This is a genomic window from Paraburkholderia atlantica, from assembly GCF_000092885.1.
Lineage (GTDB): Bacteria > Pseudomonadota > Gammaproteobacteria > Burkholderiales > Burkholderiaceae > Paraburkholderia > Paraburkholderia atlantica.
The window spans coordinates 245,384-259,585 of record NC_014118.1 but is presented as its reverse complement, the minus strand read 5'-3'; the positions used below and the strand labels follow the sequence as shown (position 1 = coordinate 259,585).

The following is a 14,202-nucleotide window of genomic DNA, read 5'->3' as shown; positions in this document are numbered from 1 at the left end:
GCGCGATTATAGCCGCGAGAGGAACGCGATCTCGCATTCAACACACCGCAGCGGCCCCTAGGTGTTCGCCACCAGCAATTCTTCCGCATTGTCCGGCGGGCGCAGCCCATCCGTGCGAGCCGCGAAGTAGCGCTGCGTCAGATCGGCCGCGGACACATGCTGCGCGTCGTCAAAGCCCGCTTCACGCGCCATGGCGATCATCTGCTGCGGCATGAAGAAGCTGATGAACGGTGTCCCGCTCGCACGCGCGCCCTTCTCCGCCATTTCGAGTCCGGGGCGCACGTCCGGGTCCGCCATCTCCAGCGGCAACAGGAACGTCATCGCGAACGTCGAGCCGCGCGCGAGCCCGGCTACTTCGCGCAGCGTCGCCGCGTTCGCCTCCCTGGTCAGATACATGCTGACGCCGGTCGACACGACGACGGCGGGCCTGCTTTCGTCGAAGCCTTCGGCGACGAGACGCTGCCGCCAGCTGTCGCCCGCTTCGAAGTCGACCGGCACGAAACGCAGCCAGTCCGGCAGGCCGTAACCCAGCTCGCTGAGCCGCTGACGCTTCCACGTTTGCGGTCCCGGCGGATCGACCTCGAACACGGTTAGCCGCGACGCGATATCGGGCCGGCGTTGCGCGAAGCTATCGAGACCGGCGCCCAGGATCACGTATTGATCCACACCGCGCCCGGCCTGCTCGACGACCAGATCCTCGATAAAACGTGCGCGCGCGACGATCGACGCGCGAAACGGCCGCGTGTACCTCGGGTCCATGTCACCGCGGCTGTGCCAGTTTTCGGCGGGCGCGAGCAACTGCAAGCCGACTTCGTCTTCGAGCACGTGCGGCGGCGCGTCGGCCTGCACGTGCAGCGCACGCCATAGTGCGACGCGCGCGGCGGTGCTGTCGGGTGCGATGTGTGGTTGATTGCTCATGGTATTTGCGCGGGCTCAATGGAAAAACGGCAGCGTGAGAAACAGTTTGATCACGATCGCGTTAACGATGTCCATGAAAAACGCGCCCGTCATCGGCACGATCAGGAACGCGATATGGGAATGGCCGAAGCGGTTCGTGATTGCCTGCATGTTCGCGATCGCGGTCGGCGTGGCGCCAAGTCCGAGCCCGCATTGCGCCGCGCACAACACGACCGCGTCGTAGTTGCGGCCCATCGCGGGGAACGTGATGAAGATCGCGTAGAGCGCCATCAGCAGCGTCTGCGCCGCGAGGATCGAGATGATCGGCAATGCGAGCGCGGCAAGCTCCCATAGGTCGAGCCGCATCAGCGCCATCGCGAGAAATAGCGCGAGCGCGACATTGCCGACCAGCGCGACCGCGTGCTGGTCGATCCGCACACGCACGAGCGCGAGCACGTTGTTCAGGATCACGCCAATGAACAGCGTGCAGACGAACGTCGGCAATTCGAACACGGTATCCGCGATCCAGTCGGCAAACACTTCGCCGCCCGCGAGGCAGATCGAGATCAGCGCGAGCGTCGTGATGATCGCGGCGGGCGTGGTGGCCTGCTCCGCCTTCGGCTCTTCGAAGACCAGCGTTTCGTCCGCTAGCTGCTGCACGCGCAGCAATTCGTCGGCGCTGATCCGCCGCATCAGCAGCCGTGCGACCGGACCGCCGAGCACGCCGCCCATCACGAGTCCAAACGTCGCGCAGCCGATCGCGATCTCGGTCGCCGACTCGAGCCCATGACGTTCGGTGAAGACCTGGCTCCACGCGGCGCCGGTGCCGTGCCCGCCCGACATCGTGACCGAGCCGCCAAGAATGCCGAGCAGCGGATCGACGCCGAGCGCGAACGCGAGCAGGATGCCGATCACGTTCTGCAGGATCAGCAGCCCACTGACCAGCGTGAGAAAGCGGATCAACACCGGCCCGCCCGCCTTCAAGTTCGACAGATGCGCATTCAGGCCGATCGTCGAGAAGAACGCGAGCATCAGCGGCGCCTGCAACGTCGAATCGAACCTGACTTGCACCTGGGTGGTGATGCGTGCGATCAGCACGCAGATCGCGACGATGAGCCCGCCTGCCACCGGCGCCGGAATCGAATAGGTCCGTAGCACGCCGATCCATTGCACGAGCTTTTCGCCGAGCAGCAGCACGAGCGACGTCGCGACCAGCGTGGCATATACGCCGACAGTCATCAATGGCCTCCGAGCGCGAACCTGCGACATCTTAGCCAATCCGCCCAGGCAAAGTATGATTTTCCTTGACGCAATGCAATCGGCTCATGACGTCGCGCCACTGCCCGCGACGAAGTCTGCTACGCTGCGCGCTTCACCACCCTTGCACTGAAACGATGGATATCCCTTTCAACGATCGCGGCGTGTCGGTCACGCGCAACGCTCTTTCAGCCGCGGGTCAGGTCTTTCCGCTGCGCGATATCGTCGACGTGCAGGTCGTGACCGTGCCGAAGAACAAGGTCGTGCCGCTGGTGATCTCGGTGGCGGGGCTGATCGGCGCGATCGTCGGCGGTGTGCTGCATTCGGCTTCGGGACTCGTATCCGGGGCGATGCTGGTCGTGGTCGGCTGGCTGACCTGGGTGACTCAGGACGTCACGCATCGGTTGATGGTCAAGACGGCCGAAGGCGAGCGCGAGGCGCTGATGAGCACGGATCGCGAGTTCGTCGAACGCGTCGGCGAGGCCGTGCATCGGGCGAAGGCTGCGGCGGCCGCGCCGAAGACATGACGCGGCGCATCGATCGGACATGAAAGAGCCGTGCGCGACTGGTCGACGCCAGCCCCGCACGGCTGCTCTCCAGCTCAGTCCAGACTGAGCGGACTCACGCGCCAGATATTGCGCGCATACTCGCCGATCGTGCGATCCGACGAGAACTGCCCCATTCCCGCGACGTTCTCGATCGCGCTTTCGGCCCACGCGCGCCTGTTGACGAAACGCGCATCCACGTCGTTCTGCGCCTTCGCGAACGCGTCGAAATCGGCAAGCACCATATAGTGATCGCCCCAGTCGACCAGCGTGTGAAAGATATCCGAGAAGCGCAGCGGATCGTCCGGCGAGAAGAAGCCCGTGCGAATTTGATCGAGCGCGGTGCGTAACGCTTCGTTTTCCTCGTAAATCTGCCGCGGCCGATAGCCGCTTGCGCGCAGATCGTCCACCTCGTCGGCGCTGTGGCCGAAGATGAAGATGTTCTCTCGTCCGACCGCGTCGCAGATTTCGATGTTCGCGCCGTCCATCGTGCCGATCGTCAATGCGCCATTGAGCGCGAGCTTCATATTGCCGGTACCCGACGCCTCGGTGCCGGCCATCGAGATCTGCTCGGACAGATCGGCCGCCGGAATGATCAGCTCGGCGACGCTCACGCCATAGTTCGGCACGAACACGACCTTCAGCCTGTCGCCGATCAGCGGATCATGATTGACTTTCTCGCTGACGTCGCCGATCAGCTTGATGATCGTCTTGGCCATCCGGTACGCGGACGCGGCCTTGCCCGCGAACAGCACGACGCGCGGCACCCAGTCGCGCTCCGGATTCGCGCGAATCTCGTTGTAGCGCACGATCACGTGCAGCACGTTCAGCAACTGACGCTTGTATTCGTGAATGCGCTTGACCTGCAGATCGAACAGCGCGTTCGGATTGAAGTGCAGCTTCGTGTGCTGCGCGAGCCGGTGCACGAGCCGCAGCTTGGCCTGTCGTTTGGCCTCACGGAACGCGTCCACGAACTCGTCGTCCTTGCGCAGATTGCGCAGTTGCTCGAGCTCGAACAGATTGCTACGCCAATGCGTACCGATGCGCGCATCGATCAGCGACGACAGCGACGGACTCGCCTGCGCGAGCCAGCGGCGCGGCGTGATGCCGTTGGTCACGTTGGTGAAGCGGTCGGGATAGAGGCGCGCGAAGTCGGAGAAGATGTCGCGCGTCATCAGTTGCGAATGCAGCTTCGACACGCCGTTCACCTTGTGGCTCGCGACGATCGCCAGATAGGCCATGCGCACGCGCCGCTGCCCATATTCGTCGACGAGCGAAATGCGGCGGATCATCTCGACGTCGTGGCCCGACTGTTCGCTGACATGCTTCAGAAACTGCGCGTTGATTTCGAAGATGATCTCGAGATGGCGCGGCAGCAGCCGCGACAGCATTTCGACATCCCATGTTTCGAGCGCCTCGGGCATCAGCGTGTGATTCGTGTACGAGAAGATCTGCGTCACGTGTTTCCACGCCTTGTCCCACGGCAGATTGTGGACGTCCACGAGCAGGCGCATCAGCTCGGGAATCGCGAGCACCGGGTGCGTGTCGTTCAGATGCACCGCGACCTTCTCCGAGAAGCGTCCGAACGTGCTGTGCGTGCGCTGATAGCGGCGGATCAGATCCTGCATCGTCGCCGATACGAAGAAGTACTCCTGGCGCAGCCGCAACTCGCGGCCGGCCGGCGTCGAGTCGTCCGGATAGAGCAGCCGTGACACGTTCTCCGACATGTTCTTGGTGTCGACCGCGTTGCGGTAGTCACCGCGATTGAACGCGCCGAGGTCGAGTTCCTCGGTTGCGCGCGCGGACCACAGGCGCAGCGTGTTGGTCGCGTCGGTCGCGTAGCCGGGGATCACGGTGTCGTAGGCGGTCGCGTTCACGTGCTCGGTGTCGATCCATTCGGTCTTGTCGCCGCGCTGCACGGTGCGGCCGCCGAAGTGCACCATGTATTTGATTTCGGGCCGCGGAAATTCCCACGGATTGCCGGCGCGCAGCCAATAGTCGGGTGCCTCGACTTGCTCGCCGTTGACGATTTCCTGACGGAACATGCCGTACTGGTAACGAATACCGTAGCCGAAGCCAGGAATGCCTAGCGTCGCCATCGAGTCGAGAAAGCACGCGGCGAGCCGGCCGAGGCCGCCGTTGCCGAGCGCGGCGTCGGGTTCGATATCGATCAGCGCGTCCATGTCGACGCCGAGGCTCGCGAGCGCCTCCTTCATCTGATCGTGAATGCCGAGCGCGAGCAGCGCGTTGGTAAAGGTCCTGCCGATCAGAAACTCCATCGACAGGTAGTAGACCCGCTTCACGTCCTGCTCGTATTGCAGGCGCGTGGTCTTCATCCAGCGCGCGACGAGCCGGTCGCGCACGGCCAGCGCGGCCGCGTGCAGCCAGTCGTGCGGGTGAGCGGTGATGGCGTCCTTGCCGACGCCGTACATCATGCGATTCGAAATTGAGCGCCGTAGCGCGTCGACGGTACTGTGGAGCTGGTCGAATTCCAGATCGACGGTCGTCATCGAAGCCTCCGGGAAGTTCGACATGGCAGACGCGAACCGCACGGGAGACGGACGGGAGGCGCGTGCCTGTCGGAACGGTTTAAAAAAACAGAGTAGGACATTTTGCGGATCGCGCACATCGCTGCGCGAGCGGACGGTGACGCATACGCCATGCCCGGCGGACTCGCCAGTTGCCGCGCGATGGCGCGCGGCGGGCGCCCGGATGCGGTGCAAAACCGCGTGGCGGAGGCACTCTTGGTGTCCATCGGCGGGCGTGATTCGTTCGACGAAAGCGGCTTGGGGAACGCACATCGATTATTTTTTCGATGCATGACGGGGGAATGAAGCCGCGCATTCCCTAATTGCGTGATCGCATCGGGCCGGCCGCCCTGCGGAGCGGTTTGCGCTTAAGCGTGTCGCATTTGACGCGTCGCGCCGGGCCGATTTGGAGACGCGGCGCGGAGTTGACGGTTAGTTGCGTCCGCCTGCCCGCCTCCCTGCACGATCGTGCCGTCTCTGCAACAATCGCGACGTTGCGCCGCACAAGCCGCCACGCTCATCCGCGGTGGTCCGGACAGCGCGCCACTCCATCCACAACGAAACCGCCGTGCGCGCGTCGCCTCTCCGGAAGCGGCCGACGCCCGCATGCCCAACCCGACGAGCCACGCCTTGTCCGATAAGCTCAGCCCTACCGTCGGCGTCCCCGCGCCGACTCTCCCCGCCGACGGCCCGATGTCCGCCGCCAATCGCCGCGCGATGGCCGCGATCATGCTCGCCGTCGCGCTCGCCACGCTCGATACCGCGATCGCCAATACCGCGCTTCCCGCGATCGCCGGCGACCTGCACGCGGCGCCGGCCGCGTCGGTCTGGATCATCAACGCGTACCAGCTCGCGATGGTCGCGACACTGCTGCCGCTCGCCGCGCTCGGCGATATCGTCGGGCATCGGCGCATCTATATCGGCGGCATTGCGCTGTTCACGCTGAGTTCGCTCGGCTGCGCGCTGGCGCCGACGCTGCCGCTGCTCACCGCCGCGCGCATCGTGCAGGGCTTGGGCGCCAGCGCGATCATGAGCGTCAACACCGCGCTGATCCGCTATCTGTACCCGCCGCATCGGCTCGGTCGAGGGCTCGGCACCAATGCGCTGATCGTCGGCGTGTCGTTCGCGGTCGGGCCGACGGTGGCGTCGCTGATTCTGTCGGTCGCGACGTGGCCGTGGCTGTTCGCGGTCAACGTGCCGCTCGGCGTGCTCGCGCTGAGCTTCGCGATGCCTGCGCTGCCGCATACCGCGCAGGGCCGGCATCAGTTCGATCCGGTGGCGGCGCTGCTCAACGTGGTCACGTTCGCCGCGCTGATCTTCGCGCTCGGCGAGGCTGCGCAACGCGTCTCGATGCAGATCGTGCTCAGCGCCACGGCGATCGCAGTCGTGTTCGGGCTGCTGCTGATCCGCCGCGAAGCGGGCCACCCCGCGCCGATGCTGCCCGTCGATCTGTTCAAGCGGCCGGTATTCGCGCTGTCGGCGGTGACGGCCGTCTGCTCGTTCGCCGCGCAGGGCCTCGCGTTCGTGTCGCTGCCGTTCTATTTCGAGGACGTGCTGCTGCGCAGCCAGGTCGAAACCGGCTTCCTGATGACGCCGTGGCCTGTCGTGGTCGCGCTTGCCGCGCCGCTCGCGGGCGGTCTGTCGGATCGCTACCCGCCGGGGCTGCTCGGCGCGATCGGGCTCGCGGTGCTGTCGGCGGGGATGGCCTCGCTGGCGATGCTGCCCGCCCATCCGCACGTGCTCGACATCGGCATCCGCATGGCGATTTGCGGCGCGGGCTTCGGCTTTTTCCAGTCGCCGAACCTGAAGGCGCTGATGGCGAGCGCGCCGCCGGAGCGCAGCGGCGGCGCGAGCGGCATCGTCGCGACCGCGCGGCTGCTCGGCCAGGCGACCGGCGCGGCGTTGGTCGCGCTGTGCTTCGGCATCGCCGGCCGCCAGCATGGACCGACGCTCGCGCTCGGCCTCGGCGCTTTCTTCGCCGGCGCGGCGAGCCTTGCGAGCGGCTTGCGGCTGCTCGCGCCGTCGCATCGCGCAGGCGTGCAGGCGAAGGCGGCGGTCAAGTGAGAGGTGCGCCGGACGGCGCGTGAGACGGGGATAAAGCCTGAATGAAACGCGGCTCGAACGAGCGCGCATGACAGTTGGAACCGATACGGAAAGACGAGGCGGCAACCACGCGAGCCGCCTCGCTCACGACCAATGCGGCGCCATCAACGTGCCACGAAGTAGTCCTTCACCGCGCCAATGAACGTGTCGATATCGTCGCGCGAAACATCCCTGTGCGTGACGAAGCGCGACGCATACAGCATCTGCGTGAGGATGCCGCGCTCCTTGAGCCACGCCTCGAGCGGCGCGCAATGCTGCTGCGGAAACTGTGCGAACACCATGTTCGTCGCGACCGACTGCACCTTCACCTGCTCGATCGTCTCCAGCCCCGCCGCCAGATGCGCGGCGTTCGCATGGTCGTCGGCAAGACGCTCGACGTTGTGATCGAGCGCGTACAGGCAGGCCGCCGCGAGCACGCCAGCCTGGCGCATGCCGCCGCCGAGCACCTTGCGCCAGCGGTGCGCGACATCGATCAGCGCGCGGCTGCCGACCAGCACCGAGCCGACCGGCGCGCCCAGTCCCTTCGAAAAACAGATCGACACCGAATCGAACGGCTCGGTGAGCGCCGCAACCGGCTTACGCGACGCGACCGCCGCGTTGAATACGCGCGCACCGTCGAGGTGGGTCGCAAGGCCGCGCTCGCGCGCGAGCTGCGTCGCGTCGGCGACGTACCGAGCCGGCAGCACTCTGCCGCCTATCGTGTTTTCCAGCGCGAGCAGCCGCGTGCGCGCGAAGTGATCGTCGATCGGCTTGATCGCGGCGGCGATCTTGTCGAGCGGGATCGAGCCGTCGGCGGCGTTTTCGAGCGGTTGCGGCTGGATGCTGCCGAGCACCGCCGCGCCACCGCCCTCGTATTTGTAGGTATGCGCGAGTTGGCCGACGATGTATTCGTCGCCGCGCGCGCAGTGCGCCATCAATGCGGCGAGGTTGCTTTGCGTGCCGCTCGGGAAGAACAGCCCCGCTTCCTTGCCGGTGCGCTCGGCCAGCGTGGCCTGCAGACGCAGCACGGTGGGGTCGTCGCCCCAGACGTCGTCGCCGACTTCGGCCGCCGACATCGCCGCGAGCATCGGCGGAGTCGGGCGGGTAACGGTATCGCTGCGCAAATCGATCATTGTGTGTCCCTGTGCGTCCATGGATGACAACCTACGGCAGCCGGCCGCGCATGCATTCGGGGAGGAACGCGTACGCGCCGGCAAACGAGCCATACAGTGTATTCAATTCAGGCGACGCTGAAAATCGGCACGGCCCCGCAAGGCGCGCCGATCCGGCTGCGAGGAATTAACAGACGCTAAATCAGTAGACGCGACGGGAACGCTCAGCCGCCAGGCTTCGGCAGCCACTGGAGCGGATCGACCGGCTGGCCGTTCTGGCGCACTTCGAACTGGATCGACGCGGCACCGCGGCTATCGACCCCGACCTCGCCGATCGTCTGCCCTTGCGCGACCGCGTCGCCTTCCTTGACGAGCAGCTGGCTGTTCTGGCCATACGCGGTGATCAGCGAGTCGTTGTGCTTGATGATGATGAGCGGGCCATAGGCTTCGATGCCGGTGCCCGCGTAGACCACGCGGCCGGTCGCCGCGGCCTTGACCGGATCGCCGGGTTGCCCGCCGATCACGATGCCGTTGGATTTGCCCGGCGCGAACGCACGCAGGATCGGCCCGTGCAACGGCCATTGCAGCACGCCCTGCTGCGGCCCGGCCGCTGGGGCCGGCGCACCGGGTACCGCGCCCGGCGGCACGTTCGCCGTCGCGCCCGGCGCGGCCGGCGCACCCGGTGCCACCGCAGCCGGCGGTGTGACCACGCTGCCCGAGGCCATCGGCGGGGAAACGCGCAGCACCTGGCCTGGCGCGACCGCTGCGTTGACCGGCAAGCCGTTCCAAGCCGCGATTTCCTGTGGCTTGCGTCCATAAGCCGAAGCGATGCCGGCCAGCGTGTCGCCCGGATTGACGCGATAGTAGCCGGCGGGCACCGGGACGGTCGCGAGGGTGGTCGTGGCCGACGGCGCGTTGTTGTAGAACGGCGTGCTTTCCCACGGCATCGTCGTGCAGCCGGCGATCGCCACGCCGAGCGCCACCGCCATCAGCAGGCGGATCGTCGTCGGTTGCCCTTGTTGTGTCATCTGATTTTCCTCGACGTGTGTCCCATTCCGATTCAATCGACGCCATAGCAATTGCCGTGCCGCCACGCTTGCGTAAGGTCGCGGCAGTCTGCTGCCGCCTGGACATTATGCGCGACCGCCAGACGCACGCCGCGCTGGCGCGCGCCGTCAAACTGCCGTGTTGTTCAGACGCTTCCCTGCGTTTCGACGACGAGCACGCGTGCCGCGCCGAGCGGATGCGCGACGTGCTCGGTGCCGACCGCCGCGTAGAACACGTCGCCGGTTTCGAGCACCGTCGAACGTTCGACGCCGTCTTCGCGATAGCGCATCTCGACGCGCCCGTCGAGCACGGCGAAGACTTCCTCGCCGTCGTTCACGTGCCACTTGTAAGGCTGGTCGGTCCAATGCAGACGTGTGGTGATGCCGTTCATGTTCGCGATGTCGAGCGCACCCCAGGCACGCGGCGCGGTAAAGCTTTTACTGCGGATGATTTTCATGGTGGATGAGCAATTGGCAAACGCGCAAACCCCGCGGGCGCGCCGTCCGCCCACGGCGAAGGCGCTTGCGCGGCTGGCCCTATTATAGGTCGCATGGCCCGCGCGTCTCGGCGAGCAAGCGGCCACGGCCGGTTCGTCCGATCGTTGCGGGCAATCGACCATCGCCTATACTCAGTCAAGCCGCGCGGAGCAGTTCACGACAACGTTGGGATTCTGGGAGGAATCGAGGATGAACAAAGCCACCTTTCTGGCCGTGCAACTCAACGTCGACGATGTGGCGGCGTCTGCCGGCCTCGTCGAACTGCTGAACACGCATCTGATCTTCGCCGCCGACGTCGCCGAGGCCGCCGATGCGCTCGTGCAACTGGCGAGCGTCGCGCGGCTGTCGAGCGGGGTCGAGGCGAGCGTCGAGCTGCCCGCGGTGGCGATCGAACGGCTGCGCGAAGCGCTCGACAATCTGAGCGGCTACGACGAATCGTGGTTGCTCGCGCTGGAGCCGAGCCGCGCGCTGTTCGATGACATCGGCCGGCGGCAGCGAACGCTGCATTGACGCGAACCCGCCGAATCACGGCGCGGTAAACGACAAAACGCCATCCGATCGAACTGGATGGCGTTTTTTCTTGCCCGCCGCGCTCGCGCTACTCCACGAAGCGGCGTCTACAGCGGACTACAGCTACCAACTACAACTGCACCTGCACACTTCTACTGCGATTAGTTGCCGAAGTACACCGAGTTACGGTTGGCCTTCGCCGGAAGGTCGGCGTGGCCGGCTTGCGACGTGCCGACAGCCGGAGCGCCGTAGCCGCTGGTGTCCGCGCGGTTGGCTGCGACGGCCGTGCCGCGCTGCGCATCGACGCGTGCTTGCGCTGCCTGGATGTCGGCCGGATAGTCGACGTCGCTGGTGTTCGGGTTGTAGCCGGCCTTTTCGAGTTGAACCAGTTCAGCGCGAACCTGAGCGCGGGTCACCGGCTGGTTGGCTTGAGCGAACGAAGCGACCGGAACAACGAGGGCGGCGGCGATCGCAACTGCGGAAATCAGGGTCTTCATGATTAACCTCCAAACGACTGTTGTGTTGTGCGCTTCGGGGTTTCTCTTTTCCCTCAGCGATTGAAAACAAGTTTAGAGGCGTCACGATCTAGGGTAAACCCTTAAGTAAGCGAAACTCTATTGCTACCATCGCAATAATCATTTCGCATTGTTTAATGCTTACAGTTAACCCACGATACATTTGGTAATAATGCGGTGTCTGGTTGCTGATCCAGATGGAACAACGGCCCGGCGCGCTGTCACCGTTCGCGCGCCGGGCCGTTTTCTCAACCGATCAGCTCCACTGTGCGTGGAAGCTGCCCGGCTTGTCGATGCGTTCGAACGTATGCGCGCCGAAGAAGTCGCGCTGCGCCTGCACGAGGTTCGCAGGCAGCCGCTCTGAGCGGTACGCGTCGAAATACGCGATCGCCGACGCGAACGCCGGTACCGGCACACCCGCATTGACTGCCGCTACCACGACTTCGCGCAGCGCCGCCTGGTAGTTCTTCGCGATGTCGCGGAAGTACGGATCGAGCAGCAGGTTCGCGAGCGCCTTGTCCTTCGTGTAGGCGTCGGTGATCTTCTGCAGAAAGCGCGCGCGGATGATGCAGCCCGCGCGGAAGATCTTCGCGATCGTGCCGTAGTCGAGATCCCACTTGTACTCTTCCGACGCGGCACGCAACTGCGCGAAGCCCTGCGCGTACGAGATCACCTTGCTGAAGTACAACGCACGACGCACCGATTCGATGAACGCCTCTTTCGCGCCTTCGAGCGGTTTGGCCTGCGGCCCTTCGAGCACCTTGCTCGCGGCCACGCGCTGCGTCTTCAGCGACGACAGCACGCGCGCGAACACCGCCTCGGTGATCAGCGGCAGCGGCGCGCCGAGATCGAGCGCGTTCTGGCTGGTCCACTTGCCGGTGCCCTTCTGAGCGGCACGGTCGAGGATCACGTCGACCAGGTCCTTGCCGGTTTCGTCGTCCTTCTTGCTGAAGATCTTCGACGTGATTTCGATCAGATAGCTGTCGAGCTCGCCCTGGTTCCACTCGGTATAGACCTTGCCGAGTTCCTCGTTCGACAGACCGACGACCTGCTTCAACACCGCATAGCTTTCGGCGATCAGCTGCATGTCGCCGTACTCGATGCCGTTGTGCACCATCTTCACGAAGTGGCCCGCGCCGTCCGGTCCCATGTACGCGACGCAGGGTTCGCCGTCCGGCGCCTTCGCGGCGATCTCGGTGAGGATCGGCGCGACGAGGTCGTACGCGTCGCGTTGGCCGCCCGGCATGATCGACGGGCCTTTGAGCGCGCCTTCCTCGCCGCCCGACACGCCGGTGCCGATGAAATGCAGACCCGCCTTCGCGAGTTCCTGGTTGCGGCGGATCGTGTCGGTGAAAGGCGTGTTGCCGCCGTCGATCAGGATGTCGCCCTTTTCGAGCAGCGGCTTGAGCGAGGCAATGGTCGCGTCGGTCGGCTCGCCGGCCTTGACCATCATCAGAATGCGGCGCGGCTTTTCGAGCGAGTCGACGAACTCTTCCAGCGTGAAAGCCGGCACCAGTTTGCGGTCCGGATATTCGGCGATGAGTTCGTCGGTTTTCGCGCGGCTACGGTTGTAGACCGACACCGCGTGGCCGCGGCTCTCGATGTTGAGCGCCAGATTGCGGCCCATCACCGCCAGCCCCACCACGCCGATTGCCTGTTTGCTCATTTGAATTCTCCAGAGTCCAATAAATGTCGTGGCGCCGCGGCGCAAAAACACCGGTGCGGCGTCGAGGGTGAAAGGATAAAAGAAATGCGCGCTTGCCGCTTGATGGCGGGCAAGCACGCCAGTTGCTCGTGCTGCTGCGGTGCTCCTGCCGTGCTCCAGCTTGGGCGTAACGACAGATATTGTGCGCGCGTCCGGGTTTGGGCGGCGGGTCCGGTTTGGGATCGGACCGAGGTTTGGCGGACCGCATGACGAATGCACGGCCCGCCGATCTACCCGCTACCCCGCCCGCTTCCTGAACACCAGACTGAAGTTGTTCGCCGGCATCGCGACCACGCGTTCGCACGTGAGCCCCGCCGCGTCGCCGAGCGCGACGACCGCTTCCAAATCGCGCACGCCCCATTCGGGATCGCGACTCTTCAGCCATTGCTCGAACGCTTCGTTGCTCGGCGCCGTATGCGCGCCGCCGCGCCGGTAAGGACCGTACAGATAGAGCACGCCGCCGTCGACGAGCCGCCGCCCCGCGCCGTCGATGAGTGCCCGCGCCGCGCTCCACGGCGAGATGTGGATCATGTTGATGCAGACCACCGCGTCGAGCGCATCGACGCCCCAGTCCGGCTGATGCACGTCGAGCGCAAGCGGCGCGCGCACGTTTGCGAGCCCCGCATGCGCGGTCCACGCGGCAATCGACTCGCGTGCTTCTTCGTCGGCATCGCTCGGCTGCCAGTCGAGACCGGGCAGCGCGGCGGCGAACCAGATCGCGTGCTCACCGGTGCCGCTCGCGATTTCGAGCACGCGCCCGCGGGCCGGCAGCGCATCGCGCAGCACGGCGAGGATCGGTTCGCGATTGCGTTCGGCGGATGGCGAATGTTGCCGGGCGTCGGTCATGGTCGGCCTTGCATTTTTAGTTTCGCGTGTCAGGTTAGTACAGCGTGGCGCGCACGCGTTCGGGAAGCTCGCGATCGTAGGCGGCCGCGTCGAATCGTTCGCCGTCGCTCGCGGCGAAGATGTGTTGCAGGATCTCGCCCGTGCCAGGCAGTTGCGAGCGCTCGATGTGACGCGCCGGGTCCCACAGCTGCGAGCGCACGATCGCCTTCGAGCAATGAAAGTACACGGCGTCGACGTCGATCAGCAGCACCGTGCGCGGCACTTTACCGTCGACGGCGAAACTGTCCAGCAGCGCCGCGTCGTTCGAGATGCGGCCGCGGCCGTTCACGCGCAACGTCTCGCCGACACCGGGGATCACGAACAGCAGCGCGAGGCGCGGATCGGCGATGACGTTGCGCAAGCTGTCGAGCCGGTTGTTGCCGGGGCGGTCTGGCAGCGCGAGCGTGCGTTCGTCGACGACGCGCACGAAGCCCGGTGCATCGCCGCGCGGCGAGCAGTCGAGACCATCCGGGCCGCTCGTCGCGAGCACCGCGAACGGCGCGGCCGCGACGAACGCGCGATAGTCGTCGTTGACATATGGGATCTCTTTGCGCAGCGAGCGCTCGGCTGGCTGTGCATAGAGAGCTTCGAGTTGTTCGATCGTCGTCAGCATGCAGTGTCC

13 protein-coding genes are annotated in these 14,202 nt (G+C 65.5%); 3 read left to right on the top strand and 10 right to left on the bottom strand.

The features are described from left to right. Nucleotides 1-57: 57 nt before the first annotated feature. Entirely contained in the window at nucleotides 58-918 is an 861-nt protein-coding gene (locus tag BC1002_RS17205; protein ID WP_013091269.1) for a class I SAM-dependent methyltransferase, read from the bottom strand. 15 nt (nucleotides 919-933) lie between these two features. Continuing rightward, entirely contained in the window at nucleotides 934-2,136 is a 1,203-nt protein-coding gene (gene gltS, locus BC1002_RS17200) for a sodium/glutamate symporter (RefSeq protein ID WP_013091268.1), read from the bottom strand. A gap of 155 nt (nucleotides 2,137-2,291) precedes the next feature. Between gltS and BC1002_RS17195 the strand changes: the two genes are divergently transcribed. Continuing rightward, nucleotides 2,292-2,681, top strand: coding sequence for a DUF6232 family protein (locus BC1002_RS17195; protein WP_013091267.1), 390 nt, complete (start codon nucleotides 2,292-2,294; stop codon nucleotides 2,679-2,681). 74 nt (nucleotides 2,682-2,755) lie between these two features. On the opposite strand, the gene BC1002_RS17190 is transcribed toward BC1002_RS17195, so the two are convergent. After that, nucleotides 2,756-5,209 (bottom strand): glycogen/starch/alpha-glucan phosphorylase, encoded by a 2,454-nt coding sequence (locus tag BC1002_RS17190; RefSeq protein WP_013091266.1) that lies wholly within the window; start codon nucleotides 5,207-5,209, stop codon nucleotides 2,756-2,758. A 711-nt stretch (nucleotides 5,210-5,920) separates the two neighbouring features. On the opposite strand from BC1002_RS17190, the gene BC1002_RS17180 reads away from it, so the two are divergent. Beyond that, nucleotides 5,921-7,291 carry an MFS transporter gene (locus tag BC1002_RS17180; protein WP_193373056.1) on the top strand — a complete coding sequence of 457 codons (1,371 nt, stop codon included), beginning with the start codon at nucleotides 5,921-5,923 and terminating at the stop codon, nucleotides 7,289-7,291. Between the two features lie 143 nt (nucleotides 7,292-7,434). Here BC1002_RS17180 and ltaE read toward each other — a convergent pair whose 3' ends face one another. The 3 genes from ltaE to BC1002_RS17165 all read right to left on the bottom strand — a co-directional run bounded on the left by ltaE (nucleotide 7,435) and on the right by BC1002_RS17165 (nucleotide 9,925). Beyond that, the gene (gene ltaE / locus BC1002_RS17175) at nucleotides 7,435-8,442 is read right to left on the bottom strand and encodes a low-specificity L-threonine aldolase (protein WP_041734904.1); all 1,008 of its coding nucleotides are present in this window, start codon (nucleotides 8,440-8,442) and stop codon (nucleotides 7,435-7,437) included. 203 nt (nucleotides 8,443-8,645) lie between these two features. Beyond that, nucleotides 8,646-9,449, bottom strand: a complete 804-nt coding sequence (locus BC1002_RS17170) for a peptidoglycan DD-metalloendopeptidase family protein (RefSeq protein WP_013091263.1) — start codon at nucleotides 9,447-9,449, stop codon at nucleotides 8,646-8,648. Between the two features lie 164 nt (nucleotides 9,450-9,613). Further along, the gene (locus tag BC1002_RS17165; RefSeq protein ID WP_013091262.1) at nucleotides 9,614-9,925 is read right to left on the bottom strand and encodes a cupin domain-containing protein; all 312 of its coding nucleotides are present in this window, start codon (nucleotides 9,923-9,925) and stop codon (nucleotides 9,614-9,616) included. 229 nt (nucleotides 9,926-10,154) lie between these two features. Here BC1002_RS17165 and BC1002_RS17160 point away from each other — a divergent pair, with 229 nt between their 5' ends. Continuing rightward, entirely contained in the window at nucleotides 10,155-10,475 is a 321-nt protein-coding gene (locus BC1002_RS17160; protein WP_013091261.1) for a hypothetical protein, read from the top strand. A gap of 161 nt (nucleotides 10,476-10,636) precedes the next feature. Here BC1002_RS17160 and BC1002_RS17155 read toward each other — a convergent pair whose 3' ends face one another. The 4 genes from BC1002_RS17155 to BC1002_RS17140 all read right to left on the bottom strand — a co-directional run bounded on the left by BC1002_RS17155 (nucleotide 10,637) and on the right by BC1002_RS17140 (nucleotide 14,193). After that, entirely contained in the window at nucleotides 10,637-10,972 is a 336-nt protein-coding gene (locus tag BC1002_RS17155; protein WP_013091260.1) for a DUF4148 domain-containing protein, read from the bottom strand. Nucleotides 10,973-11,246: 274 nt separating this feature from the next. Beyond that, nucleotides 11,247-12,656 carry an NADP-dependent phosphogluconate dehydrogenase gene (gndA, locus tag BC1002_RS17150; RefSeq protein WP_013091259.1) on the bottom strand — a complete coding sequence of 470 codons (1,410 nt, stop codon included), beginning with the start codon at nucleotides 12,654-12,656 and terminating at the stop codon, nucleotides 11,247-11,249. 276 nt (nucleotides 12,657-12,932) lie between these two features. Continuing rightward, nucleotides 12,933-13,541 (bottom strand): DUF938 domain-containing protein, encoded by a 609-nt coding sequence (locus BC1002_RS17145; protein WP_013091258.1) that lies wholly within the window; start codon nucleotides 13,539-13,541, stop codon nucleotides 12,933-12,935. Between the two features lie 34 nt (nucleotides 13,542-13,575). Continuing rightward, entirely contained in the window at nucleotides 13,576-14,193 is a 618-nt protein-coding gene (locus tag BC1002_RS17140; protein WP_013091257.1) for a pyridoxamine 5'-phosphate oxidase family protein, read from the bottom strand. Nucleotides 14,194-14,202 lie beyond the last annotated feature (9 nt).

Bases quoted from the DNA above. Each gene is read 5' to 3' on its own strand.
- BC1002_RS17205 (WP_013091269.1), bottom strand. From the start codon at position 918: ATGAGCAATCAACCACACATCGCACCCGACAGCACCGCCGCGCGCGTC.
- gltS (WP_013091268.1), bottom strand. From the start codon at position 2,136: ATGACTGTCGGCGTATATGCCACGCTGGTCGCGACGTCGCTCGTGCTG.
- BC1002_RS17195 (WP_013091267.1), top strand. From the start codon at position 2,292: ATGGATATCCCTTTCAACGATCGCGGCGTGTCGGTCACGCGCAACGCT.
- BC1002_RS17190 (WP_013091266.1), bottom strand. From the start codon at position 5,209: ATGACGACCGTCGATCTGGAATTCGACCAGCTCCACAGTACCGTCGAC.
- BC1002_RS17180 (WP_193373056.1), top strand. From the start codon at position 5,921: ATGTCCGCCGCCAATCGCCGCGCGATGGCCGCGATCATGCTCGCCGTC.
- ltaE (WP_041734904.1), bottom strand. From the start codon at position 8,442: ATGATCGATTTGCGCAGCGATACCGTTACCCGCCCGACTCCGCCGATG.
- BC1002_RS17170 (WP_013091263.1), bottom strand. From the start codon at position 9,449: ATGACACAACAAGGGCAACCGACGACGATCCGCCTGCTGATGGCGGTG.
- BC1002_RS17165 (WP_013091262.1), bottom strand. From the start codon at position 9,925: ATGAAAATCATCCGCAGTAAAAGCTTTACCGCGCCGCGTGCCTGGGGT.
- BC1002_RS17160 (WP_013091261.1), top strand. From the start codon at position 10,155: ATGAACAAAGCCACCTTTCTGGCCGTGCAACTCAACGTCGACGATGTG.
- BC1002_RS17155 (WP_013091260.1), bottom strand. From the start codon at position 10,972: ATGAAGACCCTGATTTCCGCAGTTGCGATCGCCGCCGCCCTCGTTGTT.
- gndA (WP_013091259.1), bottom strand. From the start codon at position 12,656: ATGAGCAAACAGGCAATCGGCGTGGTGGGGCTGGCGGTGATGGGCCGC.
- BC1002_RS17145 (WP_013091258.1), bottom strand. From the start codon at position 13,541: ATGACCGACGCCCGGCAACATTCGCCATCCGCCGAACGCAATCGCGAA.
- BC1002_RS17140 (WP_013091257.1), bottom strand. From the start codon at position 14,193: ATGCTGACGACGATCGAACAACTCGAAGCTCTCTATGCACAGCCAGCC.